A 13,798-nucleotide genomic window follows, 5' to 3' on the forward strand; every position below is an offset into this window, starting at 1 on the left:
ATCTCCTGTCTTTTAGAGCCTGTGTTGCTTGGATTGCAGGAAGTGCAAGTATCGGTAAATCGGCATGCACATTGAATAAAATTAAGTTTGTTGTAATCTCGCCAATGTTTTATCTCGGATTCTCTTATGAGATACAACGGACGAATAAGCTCCATTCCCTCGTAATTTGTACTGTGCAGCTTTGGCATCATAGTTTGCACCTGTCCACCGTACAGCATACCCATTAATATTGTTTCAATAACATCATCATAGTGGTGACCGAGTGCAATTTTATTACAGCCAAGCTCCTTTGCCTTTTTGTAGAGATAACCTCTCCTCATTCTCGCACAAAGGTAGCAAGGGTACTTTTCCACATTATAAACCGAATCAAAAATATTAGTTTCAAAAACAGTTATCGGAATATTCAATTTTCTTGCGTTATTCTCAATAACATCTCGGTTTTCTACGCTGTAGCCCGGATCCATTACAAGGTACACAAGCTCAAAGGGGAACTTATTGTGCCTTTTAAGCTCCTGAAAAAGCTTTGCCATAAGCATAGAATCCTTACCGCCTGAAATACAAACTGCAATTTTATCGTTAGGCTTTACAAGCTCATACTCAATTATAGCCTTGGTAAATCTTCCCCATATTGTCTTGCTGAATTTTTTTCTTATGCTCTTTTCCACATCAACGGCGTAATCATCCTCAGTAAATTTATCCTTGAGCCAGGCATAATAACCGCCCACAAGATTTACCGCATTGTAGCCGTCATCTCTCAGTTCTTCGGCAAGCGTATCGCTTATCTGACCGCTTTTACAGCAAATAACAAGCTTTTTATCTCTCGGCAGGACGCTTCTGTCATTTTTAATTTTCTTAATCGGAATATTCACAGAATCAGGAATATTTCCGTAATTATAAGAAATCTCATCTCTTATGTCAATCACCATAGATGTGCTTTTGTCAAGCTTTTTTAATTCTTCAATCGAAATTTCATATTCTTCTCTGTTCATAATTACCTCTGAAGTTCGTAATATGCTACTATTATACTCCCAAATTCCCCTATCAGCAATACAATTCAGGTAAAAAATAAAAGCTGTACCAATTTTCTGCAAATGCAGTAATGGGTACAGCTTATTAGTGAATAAAAGGAGATTTTAATCACTATAGCGGCATATTTATTTACTGATAATATTATACAGCCATAAATGATAATAGTCAACTATTTTTATATGTTAAAACACAATTTTTGTATAATTACAAATCTTAAAAGCAAATTTCTTATTCAGCAAGCTTTATCTGAAGACTTGTTGCGTCTGATACAGAACAAACACCGTCTTTGTTATAATCGCAAAGATTATTAACTTTTTCTCCATACTGCAAGGCACTGTGTTCAAAATCAAGTGCATAGTCCTCAGCTTTGTCATCGGCAAGAGTATTTTGAATAGTTGTTACATCGTTGATTTTTCAAATTAACTGTATTTTTCAGACATAGTATTAATAAAATTTATCCACTCGCTTTGAGGGATATTCTTCTTTTTAGAGTATCTGATTGCCTTATTTATGTACTCATTTTCATTGATATAGTCGGCAATGTCATAGGCAACTACCTTGGATTTTTTGCTTTTTGCCGCAAGGTCAAACATTTCATCAAGTTCGTTTTCTTTAAGCATTAAAACCTTACCAAGCTTTACCAATACATTATAGGACGGAGCCGGTCTTTTTCCTGCTTCAATACTCGACTGATACACAGCAGAAATGCCAATAGTTTCCGCCACTTCTTTTAACGAAAAATCATTTTTCATTCGTTTTTCTTTTACGAAATTACCAAAAGTTTTGCTCATAGCCCTCACCCTAATATTACAAATTTTTCATTAATTCCATAATATAATCTTAATTATTATTATAAAACTCAGATACAATAAATAATATTACTTTTTATTACATAAATCGTTGGAAAATGTTGGTTTTTATTGGTTTTTGTAGTATAATGGAAGTAAGAGGTGGTATTGTGAACAAACTTAATTTACTTATTGTTGAAGATGATAATAATACTATTGCAGAATATAAGGCAAATATAAAGGCTGACAATAAATTTTACCTTGTCGGCACTACAAACAGCTCCTCTCAAGCTGTAGAAATGGTAAAGCAATATTCTCCGCACGCTGTCATTCTTGACTTGGAATTGCACCAAGGCAGTGGAAACGGCCTTATGTTTTTAAAAGCTTTGTCAGAACTTGGACTTAAAAACAAACCGTTTATTTTAGTTGTCACCAATAATATCAGCACCGTTACCCACTCTATTGCCAGAAATCTTGGAGCGGATTTTGTAATAACAAAAAATCAGAGTGACTTTAGTTGTAAAATGGTTCTCGAATTTTTAGAATCCATTGCACAGTCAACTATTGCAGCATCTTTTACCTCTCAAACTGCCTCAGCCGCCGCCCAAAGCATAAACTACAGCGAAACTATAAAAGAAAAAATATCAACAGAGCTTGACCTTATCGGAGTAAGTCCAAAATTAAAGGGCAGGCAGTACCTCGCCGATGCGGTTGAAATCACCTGCAGCAAGCGTGTACCAAACCTTTGCGGCATTATAGCTCAGAAATATAAAAAAACTGATGCAAGTGTGGAACGAGCAATGCAAACCGCCATTAACCACGCATGGAGAAATACCGATATTGAAAGTCTTGAGCGTTACTACACCACCTACATAAATCCGCAAAAGGGTGTGCCTACAGTAATGGAATTTATTTACTACTACTCCGACAAAATTAAAAAGAGTCTTTAAAATCACCTATAACTTTATCCCGATGTTTTAAGCATCGGGATTTTTTATGCAAAAAATTTTTAGAAATTCATCATAAATCAACAATTTCTAATTACTTTTCTAACATTTAGTGATGTTTTTTAACGCAATGTAAAGCAAAGCAATCACAGTAACAAATCAGAGATTTTCCGCAAAAATAGTACACTTTGTTTGTAAAACAAAAGCAAAGGAGGTACTAAAGTATGTGGGATTATCTTTATGAATGGTTAAAGCGTTTTTGGGGTTGATTTATTATTGTATAGTGACATTATTTAGCTTGTATGATATAATATTACCATTACAGTAATACGGAGTTAAATATTATGTCAACAAACATTACAGAGCTTTTACATAATTTTGCTATGAATTTTTTTATTAAAGTTCCGATTGTATATTCATCAGCCTATATTTTTATTAAAACAACAAACATTAAATGCAGCAAATCAAGGCTAACTTTGTATTTGTCTGCATTTTTTGGCGTTAGTTTATTATCATCTTATATAAATATGTATAACAAAGGGTTAGGTCTTATAATCCTTTATTTACTTTTTGTAATATTAATATCCTTATTTTCTAAGAAAAATATAATAGTCTGCCTTCCGCTGTCTATTACTGCTATAGGTATTTCTTATTGTATAAGATTTGTTTCCCTTACTCTTACAGGAATTGTCGGATACTATTTTGCTTTAGAATCTGACAGCATATTAACCGGAGGATTTGTTTTTGCGGTTAATATGATAGTAACCTTTCTGATTATGAAAATAAAAAGACTAAAAAGCGGATTAGCATTTTTTGAAGATATAAATAATTTAGGTATAGGCTTACTTATATCGGGATTTCTAATTATTTCTGTTATCTTTATTTCAGCAGGTAATGATTTATTAGACTCAATCTATCCTGTATTATTTATCGGTATATGTATAAGCTGTGTGGGCATTGCAATATGGATAAAAGCGAGCATAACAAACCACTATAAAAGCCGACTTCAAAATAAAGCAGACGAGCATTTCAATTCTGTAATTGCCGAAAAAAACAGTCAGATTGCCGAGCTTACAAATTCTAATGCTTTTCTTTCAAAAATAGTTCATCGTGACAACCACCTTATGACATCGTTGCAATATTCTTTAAATGAATTATCAAATTGCAGTGATGAACAAAAGAAAGCAAAAATAATTTCTGAACTTCTCACTCTTGCAAAAGAACGAAACGAGCTTGTGCAGAAAGAACAGATTGAAAACAAGGTGCTTGCGTCTACGGGCAATTCTGTAATTGACGGTGCTTTGCTCAATATGTACATCAAAGCGTCTGCCCACGAAATCGGTTTTGACCTCATTACAAACACCGATATAAACTGCCTTATCAATCATTTTCTTACACAAACCGAGCTTGAAACTCTGCTTTGCGACCACATAAAGGACGCTATTATTGCAATAGAAAGTGCAGACATAAGGGATGGAAAAATTCTGACTTCCATTTCATTTGCAAACGGTATTTATGAAATCTCGATAAATGACAATGGAATTGCGTTTGAGCCGGAAACCCTGCAAAAACTGGGTCTTGAAAGAATCACTACACACAAGCAAAACGGTGGCAGCGGTATTGGATTTATGACAAGCTTTGATACTCTCAAAAAGTCAAGTGCAAGTCTTATCATTACCGAATACGACCAAGGAAAACCATTTACAAAAACAGTTGCTTTCAGATTTGACGGTCAAGGAAAATTTATTATTAATTCTTACAGAAACAATATTCTTAAAGAGAAAATAAACCGTGATGATATTATAATAACTCCAAACTAACTAAGGCACAGCAAAAAACGCTGTGCCTTTTTACATAAAAAATCGGCTCACAAAAAGCAAGCCGATTGAATTTATTGTTTCTGTTTTTATGTTGAAGTGACATAGATAAATTATAGTTTGGGTTTAACAATATCACCCCAACATTTAAAAATGAACCATTCTTTCTTTTGAATTGCGTTCTATCATTCCGGCAAATCCGGTAAAACAAATTGTACTTACAATATCAGATATTTCTTCAATAGGTTGTTTCCTGCCGGAATTAAACCAACTCTGATAAACCGAAATCATACCGGAAATTGCATATTCCATCATAAAAGCAAGTTTTTCGCTATCAATATCAAACTGACTTGCAAATCCCTCTTGTGCTTTAGCTTTAAGTACCTTTTTAATTTTAAACACAAGTCCAATATTACCGTTTGTTTTCAACAACGCACCATAAAAATCTATGTTATTATTAATAATTGAAGTCAGTTTTTCAAAAATCAGACTCGGCTCTTTCATCTGAGCCTTTAGGTCTATTCCCTTTACAGCAGAATCAAATGTTTCAACGATTTCATTTTCAATTTCATCAACAATCTGATACACACCTTTGTAGTAATTATAAAAGGTTTTTCGATTAATAACTGCCCTGTCAGCAATTTCCTTTATTGTAATATCGTCTATGTCTTTTTCAGAAAGCAGTTCAACAAACGCATTTTTAATTGATCTTTTAGTTTTTACAACTCTTAAATCGACCTTTTTATTTGAATCTTCCATATTAAAGCTCCTATACAAATTATAATACAAATGAGTAATAAACCGCATATTATTAAAATAAGTAACTTATACCACAAATTCTCAAATATGTGTCCCTTGTAATAATCATCACATTGTATTATAATACACAAATGAGGTATAAGTCAATATTGTACCTATATTTATACTTAATGAGGTTTTTATATTGAGTCTTTTATATGTTTCAAAAATTATTATTTGGTTTATGATATACAGTATTATCGGCTGGATATATGAAACTATTCTTTGTTCGGTAAGTGCAAAGAAATTTGTAAACAGAGGTTTTCTTAATGGCCCATACTGCCCGATATATGGCTTTGGTGCATTATTTGATATACTTATACTCGGCAAAATAGAAAATGTTATTCTGCTGTTTGTTTTCGGCGTAATAATCACCTGCACACTTGAATATTTGACATCATATTTAATGGAAAAATTATTTCATGCTCGCTGGTGGGATTATTCAGAACGAAAATTCAACATAAACGGCAGAGTGTGTTTGCTTGGTGCGGTTGTTTTCGGTTTGTTTTCAGTTATACTCATTAAAATAATTCACCCATCTATTGTTTATTGCACAAATCTTCTGTCCGATAATGCAATTTATATTATAGCAATTATTTTTGCCATTGGATTTTTGAGTGATACAATCATTACAGTATCGGGCTTTTCAGGCTTTAACAAAAAGCTTGATGGATTGGCTAAATCACTTGAAGAAAAGAAGATTGAACTTTCAAGCAAGCTTCGCAATTCCTCTGCTCATTTTAATTTAAAAACTGTTTACGATAATTCAGCACACAAACTCAACCTACAGCAACGCAGAATGTTATCTGCTTTTCCAAAATTCCGTTCCACCACTAACAACGGTTTGTTGACTGAAATAAGAAAAATAATTCGTAAAAAGAAATAATATTTTTAACGCAAAAAAGCTCCTGACAAAATCAGGAGCTTTAACTTATGTATTAAATTCCGTTATTCCTTAGTTTCCACAGGAAGATTGCTTGTGCAATGTGGGCATTTTGTTGCCTTAATTGAAATTTCACTCTGACAGAATGGGCAAATTTTTGTTGTAGGCTCAACCGGTTCTTCAGGCTTTTTGCCGATTGCCATAATCTTATTTACAAGTTTAACAATAAGGAAAATAACAAATGCCATAATGATAAAGTTGATAACCGCAGTTAAAAACTTACCATAGCCAATAGAAACATCGCCGATTGTGAGAGCGTACTGGTCAAAATTCATTCCGCCAAACAAACCAAGAATTGGTGAAATAATATCTGATGTAAGTGAAGTAACAATAGCCTGAAATGCAGCACCGATAATAACACCGACTGCAAGGTCAAGCACATTGCCTCTCATAATAAAGGTTTTAAACTCGCCAAAAAACTTTTTCATTTCCTAAACTCCTCTGTTAAAAATATTTTATGCAGTAAAACCGCAAAATGTACAGAATAATGCAGGATATGCTTTCCCACTATAAATAGTGGGAAAATTTTTGCTTAAGTTAATAACTAAATTATAAAACAGCCTTATGGAATTTCTTTTTGCCTTTCTTAATTACAACATAGCCTTTTTCAAAAGCTGACTTAGGAACAGTTGCATATACATCTGTTACCTTTTCATCATCAACGGCTACACCGCCCTGCTGAATAAGACGTCTGCCCTCGCCTTTTGATGGAATGAGTGCACACTTTGTAAGAAGATCAAGAATAGCAATGCCGTCATCTGTAAAGTCAGCGTCTGTAAGCTCTGTTGAAGGCATATTGTCTGTATTTGCACCGCTGCCAAACAACGCTCTTGCAGCCTCCTGAGCTTTGTCAGCCTCTTCCTTGCCATGAATAAGGTTTGTTACCTCATAAGCAAGAATTTCTTTAGCCTTGTTAAGCTCGCTGCCCTCAAGCTTTGCAAGCTCTTCAATCTGCTCAAGCGGCAGGAATGTAAGCATTTTAAGGCACTTGATTACATCTTCGTCAGCCACATTTCTCCAGTACTGGTAGAAATCATATGGGCTTGTCTTTTCAGCAGAAAGCCATACAGCACCTGACTGAGTCTTGCCCATTTTCTTACCCTCTGAGTTAAGGAGAAGATTAATTGTCATTGCATATGCGTCCTTGCCGAGCTTTCTTCTGATAAGCTCAGTACCGCCGAGCATATTGCTCCACTGGTCGTCACCGCCGAACTGCATATTACAACCGTATTTCTGATAGAGAGCGTAGAAATCGTAGCTCTGCATAATCATATAGTTGAATTCAAGGAAACTGAGTCCCTTTTCCATTCTCTGCTTGTAGCACTCTGCTCTGAGCATATTATTTACCGAGAAGCAAGCACCAACCTCACGAAGAACATCAACATAGTTTAAGTCAAGCAGCCAGTCGGCATTGTTTACCATAAGAGCCTTATCGTCTGAAAAATCAATAAAACGCTCCATCTGCTTTTTAAAGCAATCAACATTGTGCTGAATGGTTTCTGTAGTCATCATCTGACGCATATCTGTTCTGCCTGATGGGTCGCCAATCATAGCAGTACCGCCGCCGATAAGTGCGATAGGCTTATTGCCTGCCATCTGCAAACGCTTCATAAGGCAAAGTGCCATAAAATGACCTACATGCAAGCTGTCGGCAGTTGGATCAAAGCCGATGTAAAATACAGCCTTACCGTTGTTGACAAGTTCTTTAATTTCTTCTTCGTCTGTAACCTGAGCGATAAGACCTCTGGCTACTAATTCCTCATAAACTCCCATTTTATTATAAAATCCTTTCTGATTTTTGTTTTCCATTTGTTAATTATAAATCAAAATTACAAATAGGTCAATACCTAAACTCCTGTTTGTACATCAAGGCTTTTGCCGTCTGTTGTTATTACAATATTTCCGTCCCTGCCTGTAATGTACAAGTCTGAAATTTCAGAAATTCTGTATTCGGTTTTATAGTCAGGCAAATACAGATCATCTGTATCAGCACTTATTACCGAAATCTTAGGTGAAACCTTTTTCAAAAATTCCTCTGAGCTTGAATACGCACTTCCATGATGAGCAACCTTTAGCACATCTGCCAAAATATCTTTATTTTCTAACTCGGTTTCAACATCTGAGCTTATATCACCTGTAAACAGGATTGATTTTCCTCTGTAGCTTAGCTTTATCACAAGCGAGCAATCGTTTACATTATCATAATTATAACTCGGAGATATAATCGAAAAGTTTAATTCTCCATATGAATATTCTTCTCCGGCTTTTACATATTGCTTGTGGATATTATTTTCGATTATAGAATTATTTAATTCAGAATACAGGTTATCTGAGCCAATCAATTCTTGCGGTGTATCATAGCAATATATTTCTTTAGTAGAAAATTCTTCTATTATTTTAGTTGCACCGCCTATATGGTCGGAATCAGGGTGTGAAATAAAGATTGCGTCAAGGCTTCTGCAGCCATACCTTTTAAGATAATTTACGATATTCTCTGCCGATACCTCGGTACCGCAATCAATAAGAATATCTGTATCATCAAGGTGAATATACGCACAATCAGCGTCACCTACAGAAATAAAGCTTACCGCCAATTTTCCCTCATAGTCTGCCTTGAGCGACAGCGTGGCATAAATTTTATCCCAATCTGCAAAAAACGAAAATATGCATATAAGCAGTATGAGCGAAAAGGTTATTATTACTCCGCAATGCTTATTTCTTTTTTCTTCTGTATTTTGCATACTTGTCCTTATTCGGCTTTCCGTTTCTGCTCTTTTGAGTATTTTTGCCGTACTGAGTTTTTCCCAGATTTTTAGGATTATTCATTGGCTGAACAAGGCATTTTGAATCATAACCAATCAAATCTTTTCTGCCTGCCTTGATGAGTGCCTTTATAACCTTTTGCTTATTTTCAGGTATAAAATACTGCAAAAGTGCTCTCTGCATTGTTTTTTCTTCCTCTGTTTTCGGCACATACACTTCTTTCATTGTATATGGGTCAATTCCTGTGTAAAACATACAGGTTGAAATTGTACCCGGAGTTGGGTAAAAATCCTGCACCTGCTTAGGGTGAATATTCTCTCGCTTACAGAACAAAGCAAGCTCTACTGCGTCCTTCAGTGTTGAGCCCGGGTGAGAACTCATAAGATACGGCACAATGTACTGGTCTTTATTCATCTGCCCTGTCAGCTTGTAGAATTTATTACAGAATTTTTTGTAGGTTTCAATATGCGGCTTACCCATTTTGTCAAGCACTGCCGCCGAGCAGTGCTCCGGAGCAACTCTTAACTGACCGCTGATATGGTGCTTTACAAGCTCCTCAAAAAACTCGTCACTTTCGTCCTCCATAAGGTAGTCAAAGCGAATACCGCTGCGAATAAATACCTTTTTAATTCCGTCCATTTTTCTTAATTCACGCAGAATATCAAGATATTCCGTATGCGACACCTGCATATTAGGACAAGGTGTTGGTGCAAGGCATTTTCTGCTTTTGCAAAGTCCTGCCTTTTTTTGCTTTTCGCAAGACGGCAGTCGGAAATTAGCTGTCGGGCCACCCACATCACTTATATATCCCTTGAATCGCTTGTCACTTAGGAAAGCCTTTGCCTCGTCAATTACACTTTGCTTACTTCTTACTGTAACCGCCCTGCCCTGATGAAAAGCAAGCGAACAGAAATTGCACGCACCAAAGCAGCCACGATTGTGAGTGATTGAAAACAGCACTTCCTGAATACCCGGCACACCGCCAAGCTTTTCATAACAAGGCGGATACCAGCGTTCATATGGAAGTGAATACACATAATCAAGCCGCTTGGTATCAAGCGGTTGCATTGGCGGATTTTGTATTAAAATATAGTTGCCATGTCGCTGAATCAGAGTTTTGCCACGAACAGCGTCAGCCTCTTCAAGCTCTTTTCGGGCAGCTATAGCATAGTCTTTTTTACTTTCACAAACTCTTTCGTAGCTTGGCAGTTCAACCACAGTTTTCGGCACATAGTCGCTTGTTTTAACTGCATAGCAAATACCACGAATATCATACAAAGCCTCCACAGGGTAACCCTCGGAAAGTCGCTTTGCCATTTCAATGGTTTGCAATTCACCCATTCCGTAAGAAATAATATCTGCTTTACTGTCAAAAAGTACAGACGGCATAACAGTATTTTTCCAGTAATCATAGTGGGCAAATCTTCTCAGTGAAGCCTCCAGACCACCAATAATAATTACGGAATCGGGAAAAAGTCTGCGAATAATATTAGAATAAACAGTTACAGCCCTATCCGGTCGTTTACCGTTTTTAACGCCTGCGGTGTATGCGTCATCACAACGCTTACGCTTGGCAACAGTATAGTGAGCAACCATACTGTCTATATTTCCTGCTGTAACAAAAAATCCCAGCCTTGGCTTACCGAACTGCAAAAAGTCGGCGTCATTTTTCCAGTCAGGCTGAGAGAGGACTGCAACCTTATAGCCGCAGTCCTCAAGCACTCTTGTAATTATGGCGGCACCAAAGGACGGATGGTCAACATAGCTGTCGCCCATTACATATACAAAGTCAACCTCGTTCCAGCCACGAGCCTTGACCTCCTTAATATTCATTGGTAAAAATGCCATAATATCACCTTTTAAATTTATTCATCGTCACTGCCCATAACATTTCTGCGTTCAAGCCATTCGTTATAGGTCATAAGTACATCTCTTGGCTTAGAGCCCTGGTGAGGGCCGACAACGCCCATTTTCTCCATATCATCAATCATTCTGCCTGCTCTTGCATAGCCAACCTTGAGCCTACGCTGAATGAGTGATGTAGATGCCTGTCCTGCCTCAATTACGCACTTAATGGCATCGTCCATTTTGGAGTCGATTTCAATATCATCACCGCCTCGATCGTCACCGCCCTTCTTATTTTGGGCAATTTCCTCTGCGGCAATTCTTTTGATTTTTTCTTCAATCTCAGCATTATACTGAGCAGATGAAGATTTTTTAATATAATCGGTTACACCTTCAATTTCTTCATCGGAGGCATAACAACCCTGCACACGCATTGGCTTTGGTGAGCCTACTGCCATAAAGAGCATATCACCTCTGCCGATAAGCTTTTCTGCACCGCCGACATCAAGAATTGTTCTGGAGTCAATATTTGAGCTTACCTTAAGTGCAATTCGGCTTGGAATATTTGCTTTGATAAGACCTGTAATGACATTTACAGTAGGTCGCTGAGTTGCTACAAGCAAGTGCATACCTGCGGCACGAGCCTTCTGAGCAAGTCTTGCTATGTACTCCTCAACCTCGCTTGGAGCAGCCATCATAAGGTCGGCAAGCTCATCAATAGCAATAACAATTCTCGGCATTTTTTCCTTTGGAACAGGAAGTCCGCCCCTTTCAAGCACAGGCTGAACAAGCTCGCCCTCTTCATTTTCAACAGGCGGATTCTTAGCTATATATGCTAAGTTTTCATCAACAAGCTCGTTGTAGACATCAATATTTTTGCAAGAATATTCAGAGAGTATTTTGTATCTCTGATCCATTTCGGACACCGCCCAGCCAAGAGCACCTGCCGCCTTTTTAGCATCTGTTACCACAGGAATGAGCAAATGCGGAATACCTCTGTACTTAGTAAATTCAACCATCTTAGGGTCAACAAGCAAAAGCTTTACCTCGTCAGGAGTAGCCTTGAAAAGAATACTCATAAGAATTGAGTTTACACATACAGATTTACCTGAACCGGTAGTACCGGCAACAAGCAAATGGGTAAGCTTTGAAAGGTCGGACACAACAATATTGCCCGAAATATCCTTACCAAGTACACAGGTAAGCTTACTTTTTCCTCTGCGGAACTCGTCTGAATCAATAAGCTCACGCATTGTTACCATACTTACAATTTTGTTTGGCACTTCAATACCAACCGCCGCCTTGCCCGGAATAGGAGCTTCAATTCTTACGCCGTCAGCGGCAAGGTTAAGTGCTATATCATCTGAAAGATTTGTAATTTTGCTGATTTTTACACCGGGAGCAGGTGAAAGCTCGTATCTTGTTACAGACGGGCCACGACAAATATCAACGATGGAAGCCTTTACATTAAAGCTGTTGAGAGTTTCGATAAGCTTGGTTGCATTGTTCTGCATTTCCGCCATAGCATTCTGGTCATTGTTGTTCTGTGACAATCTGAGAAGCTGTACAGGCGGAAAATTATACTCCGGTTTTTCTTCCTTTTCTCTGATTTCAACAGGAGAATAGCTTGCTTCTTCAAGCTCCTCTTCAAAGCTTTTTTCCTCGTTTTGCTTCTGAACCTGTACAGGCTCAGGCTCTGTTGCATCATATACATTTTCTGTCTGATTATCAAGGCTTTTACTTGCCCTGCTGATAATATCCATTAGATTGTCAGCCACAGCAGGTGCTTCACTCTGCTCCGGCTCTGACTGCTCATAATCCGCATTGCCATAAATATTATCGTGATCTTCATATACTTGCGGCTCAACTGCCTCTGCCTCAACAGGTGTGTATGTATCTTCTTCATTATGCTTGGTGTCGGCTGTGTAATCATAGTCAACCTCAAGCTTTCTGTTTAGCTTTGTTATATGATTATCATGAGTGTTTTCATCGAGCGGAACATCAATTCCGCTACGCTTGCCACCTCTTTTTCTCTTCTGAGTTGTGACAACTGTTTTATCATGCTCGCCACCGGCAATGAACATTTCACGCTCATTTGCCTGCTCAGCTTCCCTTTCTGCCTCTCGCTGAGCCTCACGCTCTGCAATCTGCTCCTGCCTTATTCTTCGCATTTCTTCGGTCTTTTGCTTAACCTCGTGACTTACCTTTGCCGCTGCTTTACCAATATCGTGAATTGAAAGGTTGGTAAGCAAAAACACAAACGCAAGCAAAACAAGCACACTGATTAATACAGTAGGCACACTGCCTATAGCTTTAACCATAGGATAACCGAGCAAACCGCCTAAAAAGCCCGCACCAAACGGGAAGAACGCATCACTGCTGTAAATATCAAGATAAAGTTTTCCCGCACAAGCAAGATAACCTTCGTCAAGATACGGATGCCCTGTGGCTACATAAATTAATGTTCCAAGTAAAAGTATAATTAAAATGCTGAAGGTAATCTTTGTCTTAAAGTGTCTTATCTGCTTTTCCTTGTCTGTAATAATAGCCATATACATAAAGAATGCAGGCACAAGAAAGGCTGTAAAACCGAACACACCAAATAACGCCGAACGGCACGCATTCCAAATATTAACACTTTTTATTGCGATAAGAAAGACAAAAAATATTGCTAAAGCTCCCAAAAGGATTGCCCTTACTCTTGGTGTGAGCAACGGCTGCGGTTGTGGTTGTGGTGCTTTTTTGCGGATTGATTTGCTCTTTGTAGAGGTCGATTTTTTTGAGGTCTGTTTTTTAGTTGTCTTTTTTTGGGTCGCCAATTTATTCTACCTCCGCAAAAGCGTTAATTAATCATTGCACCCGTAAAAA

Annotated in this window: 11 protein-coding genes; 3 read left to right on the plus strand and 8 right to left on the minus strand. The window is 37.5% G+C overall.

What is annotated here, in order from left to right; all coding sequences use genetic code 11:
- Both ACJMMI_RS08220 and ACJMMI_RS08225 read right to left on the minus strand, forming a co-directional pair.
- The coding region (locus ACJMMI_RS08220; RefSeq protein WP_405354866.1) for an ATP-binding protein at nucleotides 1-989 on the minus strand (989 nt) is incomplete at its 3' end.
- A 459-nt stretch (nucleotides 990-1,448) separates the two neighbouring features.
- Nucleotides 1,449-1,820 (minus strand): helix-turn-helix domain-containing protein, encoded by a 372-nt coding sequence (locus ACJMMI_RS08225; RefSeq protein WP_405354867.1) that lies wholly within the window; start codon nucleotides 1,818-1,820, stop codon nucleotides 1,449-1,451.
- Nucleotides 1,821-1,987: 167 nt separating this feature from the next.
- Between ACJMMI_RS08225 and ACJMMI_RS08230 the strand changes: the two genes are divergently transcribed.
- Nucleotides 1,988-2,767, plus strand: a complete 780-nt coding sequence (locus tag ACJMMI_RS08230) for a sporulation initiation factor Spo0A C-terminal domain-containing protein (protein ID WP_405354870.1) — start codon at nucleotides 1,988-1,990, stop codon at nucleotides 2,765-2,767.
- A gap of 752 nt (nucleotides 2,768-3,519) precedes the next feature.
- Nucleotides 3,520-4,584 carry a hypothetical protein gene (locus tag ACJMMI_RS08235; RefSeq protein WP_405354873.1) on the plus strand — a complete coding sequence of 355 codons (1,065 nt, stop codon included), beginning with the start codon at nucleotides 3,520-3,522 and terminating at the stop codon, nucleotides 4,582-4,584.
- A 144-nt stretch (nucleotides 4,585-4,728) separates the two neighbouring features.
- On the opposite strand, the gene ACJMMI_RS08240 is transcribed toward ACJMMI_RS08235, so the two are convergent.
- Complete coding sequence (locus tag ACJMMI_RS08240; RefSeq protein WP_405354875.1) at nucleotides 4,729-5,340, minus strand: TetR/AcrR family transcriptional regulator; 612 nt, start codon at nucleotides 5,338-5,340, stop codon at nucleotides 4,729-4,731.
- Nucleotides 5,341-5,524: 184 nt separating this feature from the next.
- On the opposite strand from ACJMMI_RS08240, the gene ACJMMI_RS08245 reads away from it, so the two are divergent.
- A complete protein-coding gene (locus ACJMMI_RS08245) occupies nucleotides 5,525-6,265 on the plus strand; it encodes a putative ABC transporter permease (protein WP_405354876.1) in 741 nt (246 codons plus the stop codon).
- 62 nt (nucleotides 6,266-6,327) lie between these two features.
- On the opposite strand, the gene mscL is transcribed toward ACJMMI_RS08245, so the two are convergent.
- The 5 genes from mscL to ACJMMI_RS08270 form a co-directional block, all read right to left on the minus strand.
- Nucleotides 6,328-6,750 (minus strand): large conductance mechanosensitive channel protein MscL, encoded by a 423-nt coding sequence (gene mscL / locus ACJMMI_RS08250; RefSeq protein WP_405354878.1) that lies wholly within the window; start codon nucleotides 6,748-6,750, stop codon nucleotides 6,328-6,330.
- A 121-nt stretch (nucleotides 6,751-6,871) separates the two neighbouring features.
- Nucleotides 6,872-8,095 carry a tyrosine--tRNA ligase gene (gene tyrS / locus ACJMMI_RS08255; RefSeq protein WP_405354880.1) on the minus strand — a complete coding sequence of 408 codons (1,224 nt, stop codon included), beginning with the start codon at nucleotides 8,093-8,095 and terminating at the stop codon, nucleotides 6,872-6,874.
- 74 nt (nucleotides 8,096-8,169) lie between these two features.
- Entirely contained in the window at nucleotides 8,170-9,063 is an 894-nt protein-coding gene (locus tag ACJMMI_RS08260; RefSeq protein WP_405354881.1) for a ComEC/Rec2 family competence protein, read from the minus strand.
- Nucleotides 9,035-10,933, minus strand: a complete 1,899-nt coding sequence (locus ACJMMI_RS08265) for a YgiQ family radical SAM protein (protein WP_405354883.1) — start codon at nucleotides 10,931-10,933, stop codon at nucleotides 9,035-9,037. The genes ACJMMI_RS08260 and ACJMMI_RS08265 overlap by 29 nt, the downstream gene beginning before the upstream one ends.
- Before the next feature lie 17 nt (nucleotides 10,934-10,950).
- Entirely contained in the window at nucleotides 10,951-13,749 is a 2,799-nt protein-coding gene (locus tag ACJMMI_RS08270; RefSeq protein WP_405354884.1) for a DNA translocase FtsK, read from the minus strand.
- Nucleotides 13,750-13,798: the final 49 nt, after the last annotated feature.

The organism is Ruminococcus sp. (assembly GCF_045129435.1).
Classification (GTDB): Bacteria; Bacillota; Clostridia; order Oscillospirales; family Acutalibacteraceae; genus Ruminococcoides.

What these genes read in the sequence shown, in the direction of transcription:
- ACJMMI_RS08225 (WP_405354867.1), bottom strand. Translation starts at nt 1,820, where the DNA reads ATGAGCAAAACTTTTGGTAATTTCGTAAAAGAAAAACGAATGAAAAAT.
- ACJMMI_RS08235 (WP_405354873.1), top strand. Translation starts at nt 3,520, where the DNA reads ATGATAGTAACCTTTCTGATTATGAAAATAAAAAGACTAAAAAGCGGA.
- ACJMMI_RS08240 (WP_405354875.1), bottom strand. Translation starts at nt 5,340, where the DNA reads ATGGAAGATTCAAATAAAAAGGTCGATTTAAGAGTTGTAAAAACTAAA.
- mscL (WP_405354878.1), bottom strand. Translation starts at nt 6,750, where the DNA reads ATGAAAAAGTTTTTTGGCGAGTTTAAAACCTTTATTATGAGAGGCAAT.
- tyrS (WP_405354880.1), bottom strand. Translation starts at nt 8,095, where the DNA reads ATGGGAGTTTATGAGGAATTAGTAGCCAGAGGTCTTATCGCTCAGGTT.
- ACJMMI_RS08260 (WP_405354881.1), bottom strand. Translation starts at nt 9,063, where the DNA reads ATGCAAAATACAGAAGAAAAAAGAAATAAGCATTGCGGAGTAATAATA.
- ACJMMI_RS08265 (WP_405354883.1), bottom strand. Translation starts at nt 10,933, where the DNA reads ATGGCATTTTTACCAATGAATATTAAGGAGGTCAAGGCTCGTGGCTGG.